At 60.4% G+C, this 13866-nt stretch carries 13 protein-coding genes and 2 tRNA genes; 4 read left to right on the forward strand and 11 right to left on the reverse strand.

The features are described from left to right. Positions 1–6: 6 nt before the first annotated feature. Positions 7–1263: a tRNA (N(6)-L-threonylcarbamoyladenosine(37)-C(2))-methylthiotransferase MtaB gene (gene mtaB / locus EE36_RS07535; RefSeq protein ID WP_005850967.1), complete on the reverse strand. Its 1257-nt coding sequence runs from the start codon at positions 1261–1263 to the stop codon at positions 7–9. Then, a complete protein-coding gene (gene dapF / locus EE36_RS07540; RefSeq protein ID WP_005850968.1) occupies positions 1260–2168 on the reverse strand; it encodes a diaminopimelate epimerase in 909 nt (302 codons plus the stop codon). The genes mtaB and dapF overlap by 4 nt, the downstream gene beginning before the upstream one ends. Before the next feature lie 104 nt (positions 2169–2272). On the opposite strand from dapF, the gene EE36_RS07545 reads away from it, so the two are divergent. Beyond that, a tRNA-Lys gene (locus EE36_RS07545) sits at positions 2273–2348 on the forward strand. Between the two features lie 81 nt (positions 2349–2429). Here the strand turns inward: EE36_RS07545 and pxpA are convergent. The 9 genes from pxpA to EE36_RS07590 all read right to left on the reverse strand — a co-directional run bounded on the left by pxpA (position 2430) and on the right by EE36_RS07590 (position 11548). Continuing rightward, the gene (gene pxpA, locus EE36_RS07550) at positions 2430–3200 is read right to left on the reverse strand and encodes a LamB/YcsF family protein (protein ID WP_005850969.1); all 771 of its coding nucleotides are present in this window, start codon (positions 3198–3200) and stop codon (positions 2430–2432) included. Further along, positions 3201–4229 (reverse strand): biotin-dependent carboxyltransferase family protein, encoded by a 1029-nt coding sequence (locus EE36_RS07555; protein ID WP_005850970.1) that lies wholly within the window; start codon positions 4227–4229, stop codon positions 3201–3203. Then, on the reverse strand, positions 4226–4963 hold the full coding sequence (locus tag EE36_RS07560) for an allophanate hydrolase subunit 1 (RefSeq protein WP_005850971.1): 738 nt from the start codon (positions 4961–4963) through the stop codon (positions 4226–4228). Before EE36_RS07560 ends, EE36_RS07555 begins: the two co-directional genes overlap by 4 nt. Continuing rightward, positions 4960–6270 (reverse strand): TRAP transporter large permease, encoded by a 1311-nt coding sequence (locus EE36_RS07565; protein WP_009825820.1) that lies wholly within the window; start codon positions 6268–6270, stop codon positions 4960–4962. Before EE36_RS07565 ends, EE36_RS07560 begins: the two co-directional genes overlap by 4 nt. Positions 6271–6274: 4 nt before the next feature. Continuing rightward, positions 6275–6799: a TRAP transporter small permease gene (locus tag EE36_RS07570; RefSeq protein ID WP_005850973.1), complete on the reverse strand. Its 525-nt coding sequence runs from the start codon at positions 6797–6799 to the stop codon at positions 6275–6277. Positions 6800–6870: 71 nt separating this feature from the next. Continuing rightward, positions 6871–7860, reverse strand: a complete 990-nt coding sequence (locus EE36_RS07575) for a TRAP transporter substrate-binding protein (RefSeq protein ID WP_005850974.1) — start codon at positions 7858–7860, stop codon at positions 6871–6873. Between the two features lie 39 nt (positions 7861–7899). Next, a complete protein-coding gene (locus EE36_RS07580) occupies positions 7900–9168 on the reverse strand; it encodes an NAD(P)/FAD-dependent oxidoreductase (protein ID WP_367577024.1) in 1269 nt (422 codons plus the stop codon). A 140-nt stretch (positions 9169–9308) separates the two neighbouring features. Beyond that, complete coding sequence (locus EE36_RS07585) at positions 9309–10514, reverse strand: winged helix-turn-helix domain-containing protein (RefSeq protein ID WP_005850976.1); 1206 nt, start codon at positions 10512–10514, stop codon at positions 9309–9311. Next, a complete protein-coding gene (locus EE36_RS07590; RefSeq protein WP_037942958.1) occupies positions 10511–11548 on the reverse strand; it encodes a LacI family DNA-binding transcriptional regulator in 1038 nt (345 codons plus the stop codon). The genes EE36_RS07585 and EE36_RS07590 overlap by 4 nt, the downstream gene beginning before the upstream one ends. A gap of 156 nt (positions 11549–11704) precedes the next feature. On the opposite strand from EE36_RS07590, the gene EE36_RS07595 reads away from it, so the two are divergent. From EE36_RS07595 to EE36_RS17315, 3 genes are all read left to right on the forward strand, one after another. Next, positions 11705–11781: transfer RNA gene (locus EE36_RS07595), tRNA-Arg, on the forward strand. A gap of 354 nt (positions 11782–12135) precedes the next feature. Then, positions 12136–13260 carry a hypothetical protein gene (locus EE36_RS07600; RefSeq protein ID WP_005850978.1) on the forward strand — a complete coding sequence of 375 codons (1125 nt, stop codon included), beginning with the start codon at positions 12136–12138 and terminating at the stop codon, positions 13258–13260. A gap of 344 nt (positions 13261–13604) precedes the next feature. Beyond that, positions 13605–13745 carry a hypothetical protein gene (locus EE36_RS17315; RefSeq protein WP_005850980.1) on the forward strand — a complete coding sequence of 47 codons (141 nt, stop codon included), beginning with the start codon at positions 13605–13607 and terminating at the stop codon, positions 13743–13745. Positions 13746–13866: the final 121 nt, after the last annotated feature.

The following is a 13866-nucleotide window of genomic DNA, read 5'->3' on the forward strand; positions in this document are numbered from 1 at the left end:
AACGCCTCACACAGCCAGCAGATGCCCTGCGTTCTGGCCGGTGATCGTGGCCGAAATGATCGCGCCCTCGGTCTGGGGGGTGGCAAAATGGGTTTCGGTGAATTGTTCGGTCCGGCCCATTGTGGGGTTTTCCATCAACACCTGATGGGCGCGTCCTTGTTGGGCGGCCAAATGGCGCGCGACCTGCGCGTCACCCGCAGCACGCAGCTGCGCCGCGCGTTCCTTGATGAGCGTGCCGTTCACCGCAGGCATCCGTGCAGCGGGCGTGCCTTCGCGCGCCGAATAGGGGAAGACATGCAGCCATGTCAGATCGCAGTCCGTCACCAGCTTGAGCGAGTTTTCGAACATCGCGTCGGTTTCGGTCGGGAAACCGGCGATGATATCGGCCCCAAAGGTCATGTCGGGACGCAGTTTGCGGGCCTCTTGGGCAAAACGGATCGCATCGTCGCGCAGGTGGCGGCGCTTCATCCGTTTCAGGATCATATCGTCGCCATGCTGCAAGGACAGATGCAGGTGCGGCATCAAGCGGGGCTCGGTGGCGATGGCCTGCATCAGGTTCTCGTCCACCTCGATCGAATCGATGGAACTGATGCGCAGGCGTGGCAGGTCCGGCACCAGCCGCAGGATGCGCATTACCAGATCACCCAGCTTGGGCGTCGCGGGAAGGTCCGCACCCCAACTGGTTAGATCGACGCCGGTCAGAACGACTTCGTTAAAGCCCTTGTCTACCAGCCGCTTGATCTGATCCACCACGACCCCCGCGGGGACCGAGCGGGAATTGCCGCGGCCATAGGGGATGATGCAGAAGGTGCAGCGGTGATCGCAGCCGTTTTGGACCTGCACATAGGCCCGGCTGCGCGTGCCGAAACCGTCAATGAGATGCCCCGCCGTTTCGGTCACCGACATGATGTCATCGACCTGAAGCGCCTCTGTCTCGCCGATGAAATCAGCGGCCAATCCCTGCCACGTCGCGCCCACCATCTTTTCGGTGTTGCCGATGACCGCGTCGACCTCTGCCATCTTGGTGAAGGTCTCCGGTTCGGTCTGGGCGGCGCAGCCGGTGACGATCAAACGCGCGTCGGGGTTGGCCTTGCGCAGTTTGCGGATGTCCTGACGCGCCTTGCGCACGGCCTCGGCGGTGACGGCGCAGGTGTTGATGATCACCGCGTCTTTCAGGCCAGCCTGTTCGGCCAGTTCCTTCATCGCTTCGGTCTCATAAGCGTTCAGGCGGCAGCCGTGATTCGAGAAGATCGGGGCGCTCATGTCAGGCTTTCCAGAAACGAAGGGGTCAGCACGCCGCTGAAGACATGGGCCGAGGGGCCGGTCATCCAGACGCCATCCTCGCGCCAGTCGATGTGCAGCGTGCCACCGTCCAGATCAATGCGCACGGCGCGGCCTGTCAGCCCTCTGCGTGCCGCTGCCACGGCCGTCGCACAGCTAGAGGAGCCGGAGGCCAGCGTGATGCCCACACCCCGTTCCCAAACGCGCATACGGATGTGATCGGGGCCGATGATCTGGGCGATCTGCACATTGGTGCGTTCGGGGTAAAGCGCGTGATGCTCGATACCGGGGCCAAAACCGGCCAGATCAATCGCGTCGACATCATCGACAAAGAAGGTGCAATGGGGGTTGCCCATGCCAGTGGCTGTCGGCGCACCGTCGATTGGCAGCTCAAGCGTATCCATCTGGCGGGCCAGCGGAATTTCGTCCCATTCAAGCTGTGGATGACCCATGTTGACCGATGTCAGCCCATTGCCTGCATCCCGCGCCGCCAGATCGCCGCGGTCGGTGGTCAGGTGCAGCTGGGTTTTGCCTGTTTCCTCCATCAGGAACCGCGCGATGCAGCGCGTGGCATTGCCGCAAGCTGCAGAGGTAGAGCCGTCAGCGTTGAAGAACGTCAGATGCGCATCAGCCGCGCCATTGGTGATCACGGCCAGCTGGTCGAAGCCCACGCCGAACTGGCGATGTCCGATGGCCTGCGCAAGCGCAGGGGTCACCTTCGGGAGCGCCGGGGTGCCGTCGGCACGCACAGCACCGTCGCGCGCATCCAGCATTTCTTTTTGGCGCGCATCCAGCACGACCTTTTCGCGCGCGTCTAGCACGACAAAATCATTGCCCAGCCCATGCATCTTCATGAAGGGCAAACCGTTGGTCAGATCACTATACATTCGGCGCATATAACGCGGCATTTGAAACTAATCCAGCGAGAGTGAAATTTTTCGTAAGTTTCCGCTTGACCCCAAGGCCGCACCTTTCTAGATACCCGCCTAGTGGGCCGTTAGCTCAGTTGGTAGAGCAACTGACTTTTAATCAGTAGGTCGATGGTTCGAACCCATCACGGCTCACCACTACTTTCCAGTCTGACTGGAACGGATAAAAACAGCGCCCCTCGGGGCGCTGTTTTTCGTTTCAGGTGTTGGGTTTAGGGCTTAGCCCGTATGGCCTTCAAAACATTTCAGCGCGATCCCTGCTTCTTGCAGGGATGATTTGACAGCGCGGGCAATATCGACGGCTTCGGGGGTGTCGCCGTGCAGACAGATCGTATCGATCGCGGCAGGAATTGTTTGGCCGCCCTCGGTCAAAATCGCACCGGCTTTGACCATTTTGACCATCCGTTCGCCCGCCAGTGCCGCATCGTGAATCACCGCACCGGGTTTAGAGCGGTCGACCAGCGTCGCGTCGTCGTTATAAGCGCGGTCGGCAAAGATCTCTCCGGCCCACTTACAGCCAAGCGATTGCACCGCGTCCTGTTGCGCCGTGGCGGCCAGCACCATGACGATCAGATCAGGCGCGACGCTGAGCGCGGCCTCATAAAGGTCACGGGCCAGTATCTCGTCCTCTGACGCCATATTGGCGAGCGCGCCGTGAAGTTTCAGGTGCCGCACCGATGTGCCAAGGCTGCGGGCCATGCCGACGCTGGCGGCGACCTGATAGCGGACCTGATTTTGCAGCGCGCCCCGTGGCACCGACATGCGGTTGCGGCCAAAACCGGCCAGATCCATGAAACCGGGGTGCGCACCGATACCGACGCCATTGTCACGCGCCAGCGCCATTGTGGCAGACATCACATCGGCGTCGCCCGCGTGGCCGCCACAGGCGATGTTGGCAGAGCTGATGATTTGCAACAAAGCGGCATCATCGCCCATTTTCCACGGGCCAAAGCTTTCGCCCATATCGGCATTCAGATCGACGGTCGGCATTTAATGCTCCTCTTCAAAGGGATTGTCGGTGGCAGAGATCGCGCCCCCCACCAGCTGATAGGCCAGCAGGTTGCGGATTTTTGCAGGGTCGCGGACCAGCGGTGTGACCTGCCCGCCAAGCGCCTTGATGTCTTGGCGGTGCTGCGTCTCGAGGGTGATGGCCTGTTCCAGCGTGATGAATTCGAACCGGATCGCGGTGCCCGATGCGGCTTGCGCCACGCGGGGCAGGTCGCGGGGAATCACGGTCCCGATGCGGGGATAGCCGCCGGTGGTCTGGCATTCGCCCATCAGCACGAAAGGTGCGCCGTCACCGGTGATCTGGATGTCGCCGGGCACGATGACCTCGGACAGGATGGACAGACCGCCCTCGGCGCTGAAACCGTCGCCGTCGTGGTCCATGCGCACGCCCATGCGGTTGGCACGCGGGTCGCGGGTAAAGGCGGTGGTCTCGAAACGTTCGCGTTCATCAGCGGTAAAGTGGTCGGTCTGCATGCTGGCCACGACGCGCACGGTGCCGCCGTCAAAACGACTGTCGCGGGGCAGTTGTAGCCCCGTTTCGCGCGACTTGTCCGCCCCAAGGGGCAGCGCGTCGCCCGCAGCAAGCGGCTGGCCCAGACCTGCGCTCAGGTGGCTGGCCCGTGCCCCCAACAGTCTGTCAGAGGCGATGCCCCCGCCCACATGCAGATAGCCATAGGTGCCGCCCGTGGTGCCGCCAATGGTCAGCTTTGCCCCAGCGGGCAGCATGTGGCTGGCGTTCCAGACGATGGCATCCCCGTCGATGCTGGCGGCCATGGTGGCCCCTGTCAGGGCGATACGGATGTCGGCGTCAGCCGTGAAGGTCCCGCCGGTGCCTGTCATCTCTATCACCGCAAGCTCGGGCGATTGGCCAAGCAGGGCGGCCCCTTCGTAAAGCGCCACGGGATCGGCGGCACCGCCCTTTGTAAGCCCTTGGGCACGCCAACCGGGACGGCCCATATCCTGTATCGTCAGGGCGGGACCGGCTTGGGAAATGGTGAGGGTCGCGCTCATGCCAGCACCTCTGTCTCTGCGCCGCCCTGACCTGTTTCATCTGTCGCGGTGATCTTGTCATATTCGGCGCGCGATATGGAGGGGAAGCACAGCTCGTCCCCCGGTGACAGGGCAAAGGGCGTGTCGCTGCGCGGGCGGAAGGTCTTGAACGCGGTCTGCCCGATATGGCGCCAGCCGGTGGGGGAGGCATTGGTGAAGATAATCAGCTGCCGGATCGCCACGATCAACGCGCCGGCGGGGACGGATTTTGTCAGCCCCTGCTGGCGCGGAATATCCCAGTTCTGCGGCAGTTCGCCCATATAGGGCTGGCCGGGGGCAAAGCCGATGGTCAGCACCCGTACGCGCGCCTGCGACAGCTGTGCAATCGCCGCATCGGGGTCCAGCCCCGCAAGCTCTGCCGCTTCTTCAAGCTGTGGCGCAAGGTCGGTGCCATAGACCGTTGGCACATGCCACAGCGTCCGCCCCGTCGGCAGGTCAGAGGTGTACCAGTCGCGCGTTGCCAGAAGGTCGTGCAGCCGGTCCAGCAGGGTGTCCACCGAAGCCGCCACCAGATCGATCTGCAGGAAGGTGGACACCAGCGAGGTGCTCGTCTCTGTTACCTCGGGCCAGTCGGCGGCATCCACGGCGGCGCGAAACGACAGGGCGGCGCGGTTCGCGGGCTCTGACATCGTGTCGGCAAAACGCACCAGCACGCCGGACAGGCCAACGGTCTGGATCAGGGGAAAGTCGGTCATTGGGGCACCTGCCTTAGATTTTCGGGCAGCCAAGTCGCGATGTCGGGGAAAAAGATCAGGACAAAGACCATCACCACCATAATCAGGAACATCGGCAAGGCGGCTTTGGTGATATATCCCATCTCGTGATCCGTCATGCCTTGCAGCACGAACAGATTGAACCCGATCGGCGGCGTGATCTGCGCCATCTCGACCACGACCACAACAAAGATTCCGAACCAGATCAAGTCGATCCCCGCACCGCGCACCATCGGTTCAACGACAGCCATCGTCAGCACGACCGACGAAATACCATCAAGGAACATGCCCAGTACGATATAGAATACCAGCAGCGCCATCAGCAGTTGAAAGCGCGTCAGTTCAAGCGCGGCAATCCCGTCCGCCAGCGCACGCGGCAGGCCGGTAAAGCCCATCGACAGTTTAAGAAAGGCCGCGCCCGCAAGGATCAATGCGATCATGGCAGAGGTGCGCATCGCCCCCATCAGGCTTTCCTGAAAACTGGTCCAGTTCAGCGACCCTTGCATCAACGCCAGCGCCAGCGACCCTAGCACACCGATGGCAGCCGCCTCTGTCGCGGTGGCGTAGCCCAGATACATCGACCCGATCACCACCGTGATCAGCCCGAAGACCGGCAGCAGAAAGCGCGAGTTGCGCAGCTTGGCGGCAAAGCTCATCCCTGTCTCGACGCTGGGGTTCCAGTCCTTCGAGGTCAGCGCGATAAAGGCGACATAGGCCATGAACATCAGCGCCAGAATAAGCCCTGGCAGGACGCCGGCAAAGAACAGTTCGGTGATGCTTTCGTTCACGGTGACGCCGTAAACGATCAGCGCGAGCGAGGGCGGGATCATCAGACCCAGCGTGGCGGCACCGGCCAGCGTGCCGATGATCATCTTTTCGGGATAGTTGCGCGCCCGCAGTTCGGGGATCGACATTTTGCCCACGGTCGACAGCGTCGCGGCAGACGACCCTGACACGGCGGCAAAGACGGTGCAGCCGACGATATTGGTATGCACCAGCCCGCCGGGCAATTTCGCCAGCCACGGCGACAGCCCTTTGAACATATCCTCGGATAGCCGCGTCCTGAACAGGATCTCCCCCATCCAGATGAACAGCGGCAGCGCGGTCAGCGTCCACGAGCTGGACGAGGCCCAGATCGTCGTGACCATAGCATCGCCCACGGGGCGGGTGGTAAACAGCTCCATCCCGAACCAGGCGACGCCCATCAGCGCCAGACCAACCCAGACGCCGGTGCCCAGCAGGAACAGCAGGACAGTGATAAACAGAATGATCGCGTAAAGTTCCGTCACAGCGTCACTCCCCAAAACTTTGATCGACAAGATCGCGGGTGAGACGGTGTTCGCCTTTTACGATCAGATAGAGCAGGTTATCGGTCAGCGCGATGGCAAGGATGCCGCCGCCCACAACCATCACCGACTGCGGAATCCACAAGGACGTGGCGTCTTGCGACTGGCTGACTTCGTTGAATTTCCACGACCAGTAGACGAACCAATAGGCGTAGTAGGTGAAATACCACGCAATCGCCGCGGCAAGGCCGAAACACCATATTTCAAGCAGCCGTTTCGGGCCTGCGGGCAGGGCGTTCAGCAGCACAGATACGCGGATATGCGCGCCACGGTTCAGTGCGTTGGCGAAAGCGAGGAAGCTGGCGGCGGCCATCGCATAGCCGGCATAGCTTGCCGCACCGGGGAAAACCTCGCCGGTCCAGCGGGCAACCATCTGCACCACGATCAGCAGCAGGATCGCGACAAGACTGACGGCAGCCAGGGCGCCGGATGCGAAATAGATGAAATCAAGCAGGCGTCGCAGGATGTTCATGGGAAAGGTCTCCGGATTGGCGGATCGAAGGTCAAACGGCGGCACCTGTGGGGGTGCCGCCGTTCGTTGATTTACTGCATGGATTTGTAGCTATCGACGATCGCCTGACCGTCCTCGCCCGCATTCTCCAGCCATTCGGAGGTCATGGTGCCGCCAATGTCGCGCAGGCCGGACATCAGCTCTTCGCTGGCGGGTTCCACGGTCATGCCGCCTTCGCGCAGCCCGTCATAGGTGAACTGCGTATAATCCTTGGAGGCTTGCAGCCCGCGCGTTTCCGCATCGCTGGCACAGGTGGTGATGATCGCCTTGTTCTCTTCCGAGACATCGTTCCACACGTCATTGTTGATCATGATGTAGTTGCGCGGCAGCCAAGCGTCGACCTCGTAGAAATGGGTCAGGCTTTCCCAGACTTTCTGGTCATAGCCGGTCGCACCGGACGAGATCATCGATTCCGCAACGCCGGTGGCAAAAGCCTGGCTCAGCTCGGCGGCTTCGATGGTGACGGGCAGCATGCCTGTCAGCTCTGCCAGACGGCTGGTGGCGTTGTTGTAGGACCGGAACTTGACGCCCTTCATGTCCTCGATCGTGTTGACCTCTTTCTTGAAGTACAGACCCTGTGGCGGCCATGGCACGTTATAAAGCAGCGTCAGGTTCTGCTCTGCCAACAGCTCTTCGATCTTGGGTTTCGCGGCTTTCCACAGCTTGTCGGACGCCTCGAAGGACGGCGCGAGGAAGGGGATGGAATCAAAGCCGAAGATCGCGTTTTCATTCTGGTGCCCCGACAGGATGCGTTCGCCCAGCTGGACCTGACCGGTCTGGATCGCGCGTTTGATATCGGCACCCGCGATCAGCGACCCGCCGGGGTGCACGGTGATCTCGATCTCGCCCGCGGTGCCTTCGGTCACGCAGTTGGCAAATTCAACGCCGTTCTCGGAATGGAAGTTCGACGCCGAATAGGCCATCGGCATGTCCCATTTCTCAGCCGCGAAAGCGGGCAGGGCGGTGGTGACCGTCAGGGCGGCGGTCGCGACGCCTGTCATCAATGTGGTGGTCCGTTTCATGTGGTTCTCTCCTTGTTGGTATGTCTTTGGTTTGCGGGGTTAGCCCCTGCTAAACCGTTGTGGTGCATAGGGCTGCAGGTCGGTGTTGACGGGTTGCCCGATAACCAATCCTGCGACGAGGCGGCCTGTTTTGGGCCCGCCTGTCAACCCGATGTGGTGATGCCCGAAGGCGGTAAAGACCCGGCTTGTGCCAACCTGTCCGATCAGGGGCAGGCTGTCGCTGGGGGCAGGTCGGTGCCCCAGCCATTCGATTTCGCGCGTGGCCTCAAGCTGTGGAAAGGCCGCCTTGGCCTGTCGCCGCAGCAGCGCCAGCGGTGCCTTGGACGGGGCTGCGTCAAGCCCGCCGAATTCCAGAATACCCGCGCAGCGTAGGCCCTGCGCCATGGGGGTGGCAACGAATTTCCCGCTGGCGATCATCACGGGGCGCGCGGGGCCGCCCGTCGCCCCCTCGAATATCACATGATAGCCGCGTTCGCTTTCCAGCGGGACGTTCAGCCCCAGCTTGGCCATCAGCGGTTTCGACCAGACGCCGGTGGCCAGCACGATATCGTCACAGGCCACGCGGCCTTGGGTCGTCTCGACCCCGGAAATCGCGCCGCCGGACAGGTCGAAATCCTTGACCTCGGCCTGCAGGATCTTGCCGCCGCCCTGTTCGAACGCCCGCGCCAGCGCGCCGACATAGCCGCCGGGGTCGCGGATAAAGCCGTGGTTCTTCATGGTGGCAAGCAGGTGAATGTCCGGCCCGAGCGTCGGTTCATACTCGTGTATCTGCGGCCCCTCGATCAGCTCTGGCGCGAACCCCGCCTCGGCCCGCAGCGCCCAGGTGTAGGCTTCGACGTCAAACGCGGCGCGGTTTCGGTAGGCGAAAACATAATCGCTGTCCCGCACCCAGTCGGACAGGCCCAAATCAGCGGTCAGGCTTTTGTGTTGGTCCACACTGTCGCTGACAATAGGCGCGAGCCCCTGCGCAATCCGGCGGGTGTCGCGGTCGTTCGCGACCCGCAGATACTTTGCCAGCCAAGGCAGCAGACGCGGCAGATAGGGCAGGCGCAGGTAAAGCGGCACATCCGGGTTCAGCAGCATCGCGGGGGCTTTGGCGATCAGGCCGGGGGCGGTGACGGGTGCCACGGCGCAGGCCGCCAGCACGCCCGCGTTTCCATGCGACGTGCCTGTCCCCGGTGCCGCGCGGTCAATGATCGTGACCTGCGCGCCTGCGCGTTGCAGCCAGATCGCCGATGACACACCGACAATACCCGCCCCCACGACGACCACATGGCGCGTCATGGGCGACCCTTGGGATGAAAGCAAAGACGGTTCGACATGGTTCTTGATTCCTTTCCGCTCACTTTGGCAGGGAAAAGCAATACGTCAACAAAATGTTTACAAATTGTCATCGTTGTTGCCTGCGCAGGCATGTACCGCCAATTCGTTCATCGAAACGGGGTGGGTTAGCGAAGCCAGCCGTCTTCGAAAGCGATCTGACTGACGCCTGCCAGACGGATGATGCGGGCCAGCTCTGCCTCGAAGGCGGCTTGTTTGCCTTTGCCCCACCGGCTGCCCGGTTCTGGCCAAAGGGCGCGTACCACCAGCGTATCGCGGTCACGATGCGCTTTCATATCCACCCGCGCGATGATGCTGTCGCCCTGCAGGATCGGAAAAACATAATAGCCATACACCCGTTTGGGCGCGGGCACGAACATCTCTATCCGGTAGCGGAAGCCGAACAGACGTTCGGCGCGTTTGCGATCGCGCAAGGCCGGGTCAAAGGGGCTGAGCACGCGTAGCCGTGCGGTCGGAGCCATGTCTCTCGCGGGGTCGCTTGCCAGACCGGGACGGGCAAAGCTGCGATGGACTGTGCCGTCGGCGCCCGCGATCTGCACCTGCTCGACACGTCCGGCGGCCTGTTCACGCTGGACCCATGCCTTCGCCTCTGCCGGAGAGATATGCGCCCAGAATGCCGCCAGCTCCCCCGGTGTGGCAAAGCCCAGACGATCCAGCGCGCCGTTGCAGCACCAATCAATGGTCTGCGCCTCATCCGGTGCCTGCGACGGGTCGCATAGCGCCGCGTCAATCACCCGCTCTGTCAGGTCATAGCGTTTCTGGAAGCCGTCCCGCCCCACGACGCAAAGCGCACCGGCGCGCCACAGATATTCCAGCGCGGTTTTGGAGGGATGCCAATCCCACCACCCGCCATTTGATCGCGGTTCATCCTGCCCGACATCAGACGACGACACCGGCCCCTGTGCGCGGATCTGGTCGAGCACGGTCTGGAACCGCCCCTCGAAATCATGTTGGTGCCAGTTCTTGTACCGCTGGCGCAGCATCTGCGCGTCCCGCTGGCGGCGCAATTCCCAATGGGGGTAGTATCCCATCGGGATCACCGCGGCGTCATGGGTCCAGTGCTCAAACAGCGCCCCATCGCGTTCATACAATGTCTTCAACGCTTGCGGGCGATAGCGTTGGCGGCGCGAGAACAGGATCAGGTCATGCGCCCGCGCCACGGTATTGATGCTGTCCAACTGCACAAAGCCCAGGCCCTGGATCAGCTGCAACAGGTCGTTCCCGCTGGCGGGCCCCTGGGGCGCATCGCTTAGCAGATGGCGATGCAGAAAGATGCGACGGGCGTCGCGGTTGCCGATCAGCGGCAGGGTCATACCTTGCGGTTGCGGCGCAGCGTGTCCCCCAGCGACAGGGTCGGTGTCAGGGTAATCTGCGTTTGCAGGTCGGGGTCCGGTTCATCCAGTGTATCGTTCAGAATGATACGCGCCGCGGCCTGTCCGATCTCGAGCCGACAGGCGTCCATCGTGGCAAGCTGACGGGGCAAGCCCTGTAGCAGCTCGACGTTGTTGAAACCGGCAAGGCCGATCTGGCCCGGAATATCGATGCCCTGATCGATCAGATACAGCAATCCGCCGGCACCGATCATGTCGTTTGAATAATACAGGAAATCCAGCTCGGGCGACCGCTCAAGCATGTCTTGCGTCATCTCGCGCCCCTTGGCCAGCGCAGAGCCGCCAGAGTAGAACGCGCGGTCCTCGATCTCTATCCCGGCTTTGGCGAGCCCTTCGGTAAACCCTTCGAACCGTTTGCGGGCGCGGTGGTCAAGCGGCATCTTGGTGCCCATGAAACCGATGTGTTCATAGCCTTCCTTGAGGATCGCCTTGGCCATTTCCTGCCCCGCACGGCGGTGCGAGATGCCGACCATCGCATCAATCGGACGCCCGTCAACATCCATGATCTCGACCACGGGGATGCCCGCGTTCTTGAGCATGGCACGCGTCGCATCACTATGTTCCAGCCCCGCGATGATCACGCCCGAGGGCCGCCACGACAGCATTTCATAGAGAACACGTTCTTCTTTTTCGGGCATATAGTCGGTGACGCCCACGACCGGCTGCAGCGGCGTGTCTTCAAGCACCTGATTGACGCCGTTCAGCACCTCGGGAAAGACCATGTTCGACAGCGACGGGATAATCACCGCGACAAGGTTCACCCGTTGGGACGCTAGCGATCCGGCAATCTGGTTGGGCACATACCCCAGCTCTTTCGCCGCAGCCAGCACCCGCCGGCGCGTCGCTTCGGACACGTCGCCGCGTTTTCGCAGAACCCGGCTGACCGTCATTTCCGACACCCCGCAGGCATCGGATACATCACGAAGGGTCAACGGGCGTTTCGGAGGCTGTGTCAAAGGCGCTTGTCCTGCTTGAAAGTGGTATTCTATCAACAGCGTAGTGCGTCGGTCGGGCGCAGGCAATCACCATATCAAGCCCCCCACCACAGCGCTGCCATACCACCGTGCAGTGTGGCTGGATCACCACCCCGTTTTGCGCTAAGCCAAACCCGTGGCCCCGTGGCTCAACTGGATAGAGCAGCCCCCTCCTAAGGGGCAGGTTGCAGGTTCGAATCCTGCCGGGGTCACCAGTAACTATATGAATTTCAATACAATTATTATGATTTTCTGTGTGAGGTGATTCTCACCTTTTGCTGTGTTTTACTGCATTTGCGTGTGAAACCCTGCAAATTGCACGAAATTTCCGTGCAAAATCCGTGCAGTTGGTTCTGGCATTGTTCACCCTCAAGTAGGCGCGAGAAAGCGGAAGCCACGCGGGTTGGGAATGAGCGCGGTATCCAACTCAATTTAGCAGCATGACGCAGATCGGATTTCCTGCAATTTTTTGTCAAGGAGCGTTTGTCTTGAGGTCGGCGGACCTACTGCTTTATGTAAAGCGAGAAGCGTAAGTTAATTTACCAAGCAAGTGATATTGGAGCAGTGCATTGTCTGAACAGAATGAGAACGAAGAGGATGCGAAGAGCGACGGTGACCTTCGGTCTCGGATCAGTGCGTCTAGGGTTGTTTCGGCAGCCTTTGCGGTATCCGGGGTATGGGTCGCTGTATTCGCCATCATTTGGCTTGCAGGGCCAGTTTCAAGCGCTTTTCTAGAAGCTGTAGTTGGCTTGAGCGATCTACTTGACATAAGTACTTCTGCAGTCACTGCCGGTATATTTGTGTCAACCTACATCACATTTGCCATGCTAGTGATGCTGAACCCAAGTGTTCGCAAGTCACTTTTTCGATTGGCGGGTGTAGTAGTAAAGCAAGAAAAGTCTTTTCACTTGGGTGCTAACGCGGCTCGTTTGTCCAAGTTCAGTGTGACTGCTGGTTCGGATAACCCTTTCAGAAATGGAGACGAATTTAGAAGAAAGATTGATGATCGGCTCGCCAAGATGGAGAATAAGCTTTCTTACCCGGCCGAAGTTAAGGTGGGTGAGGGAGAATGGGAAGCCATTCGATCGCAGGCTATCGTTGCCGTTACTGAGAAATTAGCGGACGATGTGCGAGAGCGGGTGAAAGAGAAGCTTTGGCAGTCCCGCATTCTGGAGTTGGAGAATGCCTCATTAGCCCGACTGTCTGATCAAATCGTTGTGCTCGGCTCACGGGCGAACCTAGCACTCGTCACTGGCGTAATTTTTTGTGTAGGTGGCTTGTTAATCTTATGGTGGACGTTGGCAAACGTTGAGTTTTCCACCCCTGAAGCTGTCTCAGGGAGCTTATACTGGGCAGAGTTCCTAAAGGTCTTTGCCCCCAGACTATCGTTGGTATTGATCGTAGAAATCATCGGTTTTTTCTTTCTGAAGCTTTTCCGTGGAGCATTGGACGAAGTGCGCCTAACTCAAAATGAGATAACCAATGTTGAAATGAAGCTCATCGCGGCAAACTTAGCGTTAAGCGAAAGTAGAGACGATTTGCCGAAAGTAATTCACGAGCTCGCAACCACTGAAAGAAATATGATCATAGACAAGGGGCAGACCACAGTTGAACTTGAAAAGGCCAGAGGAGTACGAGAGGTCGAAGGTCGATATGTTGACTCTCTCGTCGCGTTATTGAAGGGCCGAAGGTGATATAAGCGCTCCTTAGCTTATTAGCTGCTCATTGGCTGCATTGTCGAAACGTGCAAAATCCGTGCAGCCATGCCAAAGTTAGCTCTTAACTAACCAATATTAATCAATAAATTGGAATAATCCCGCCCCCTCCTAAGGGGCAGGTTGCAGGTTCGAATCCTGCCGGGGTCACCATTCCTGCCTGAGAACGTGACCTATTTGCGGGGAAGCCGAACGCGTGGAGGTAAGGGGGCGGCTTAGCTGCATTGGCCAGCAGGACGTATTCGACACGCCTTGCAGCGATTGCGCATTTAGTGATGGCAGAATGCGAGACGTTCTCACGGTCTGCGCGAAACCGGACCTCCATGCCATCAGCGTTGAAGGGGGCCGATACCGCGCTGTTGTTGATCATCGAAGGGCTGACGCAAGCGTGGCCCCTGCATCATGAGGCCGCGCTGAATGCGGCCAAGCGATTAGGGCTGTCGCTGCTGCCACAGGATCATTGACGGCCCCACAGCCGGATGTCGCGGCGGTACCACGTTCCGGAACGCGGGTGTTCTTGCGGGGGCTGCCCGTAGCTCTGGTGTAAACCTGCATGGCTGGCACCGCTGTGATCGAGCGACTGTT

It is taken from the genome of Sulfitobacter sp. EE-36, assembly GCF_000152605.1.
Classification (GTDB): domain Bacteria; phylum Pseudomonadota; class Alphaproteobacteria; order Rhodobacterales; family Rhodobacteraceae; genus Sulfitobacter; species Sulfitobacter pontiacus.

Excerpts from the sequence above, each read along its gene's own strand:
- mtaB (WP_005850967.1), bottom strand. The coding sequence starts at position 1,263 with ATGAGCGCCCCGATCTTCTCGAATCACGGCTGCCGCCTGAACGCTTAT.
- dapF (WP_005850968.1), bottom strand. The coding sequence starts at position 2,168 with ATGTATAGTGATCTGACCAACGGTTTGCCCTTCATGAAGATGCATGGG.
- pxpA (WP_005850969.1), bottom strand. The coding sequence starts at position 3,200 with ATGCCGACCGTCGATCTGAATGCCGATATGGGCGAAAGCTTTGGCCCG.
- EE36_RS07555 (WP_005850970.1), bottom strand. The coding sequence starts at position 4,229 with ATGAGCGCGACCCTCACCATTTCCCAAGCCGGTCCCGCCCTGACGATA.
- EE36_RS07560 (WP_005850971.1), bottom strand. The coding sequence starts at position 4,963 with ATGACCGACTTTCCCCTGATCCAGACCGTTGGCCTGTCCGGCGTGCTG.
- EE36_RS07570 (WP_005850973.1), bottom strand. The coding sequence starts at position 6,799 with ATGAACATCCTGCGACGCCTGCTTGATTTCATCTATTTCGCATCCGGC.
- EE36_RS07575 (WP_005850974.1), bottom strand. The coding sequence starts at position 7,860 with ATGAAACGGACCACCACATTGATGACAGGCGTCGCGACCGCCGCCCTG.
- EE36_RS07585 (WP_005850976.1), bottom strand. The coding sequence starts at position 10,514 with ATGACCCTGCCGCTGATCGGCAACCGCGACGCCCGTCGCATCTTTCTG.
- EE36_RS17315 (WP_005850980.1), top strand. The coding sequence starts at position 13,605 with ATGCCATCAGCGTTGAAGGGGGCCGATACCGCGCTGTTGTTGATCATC.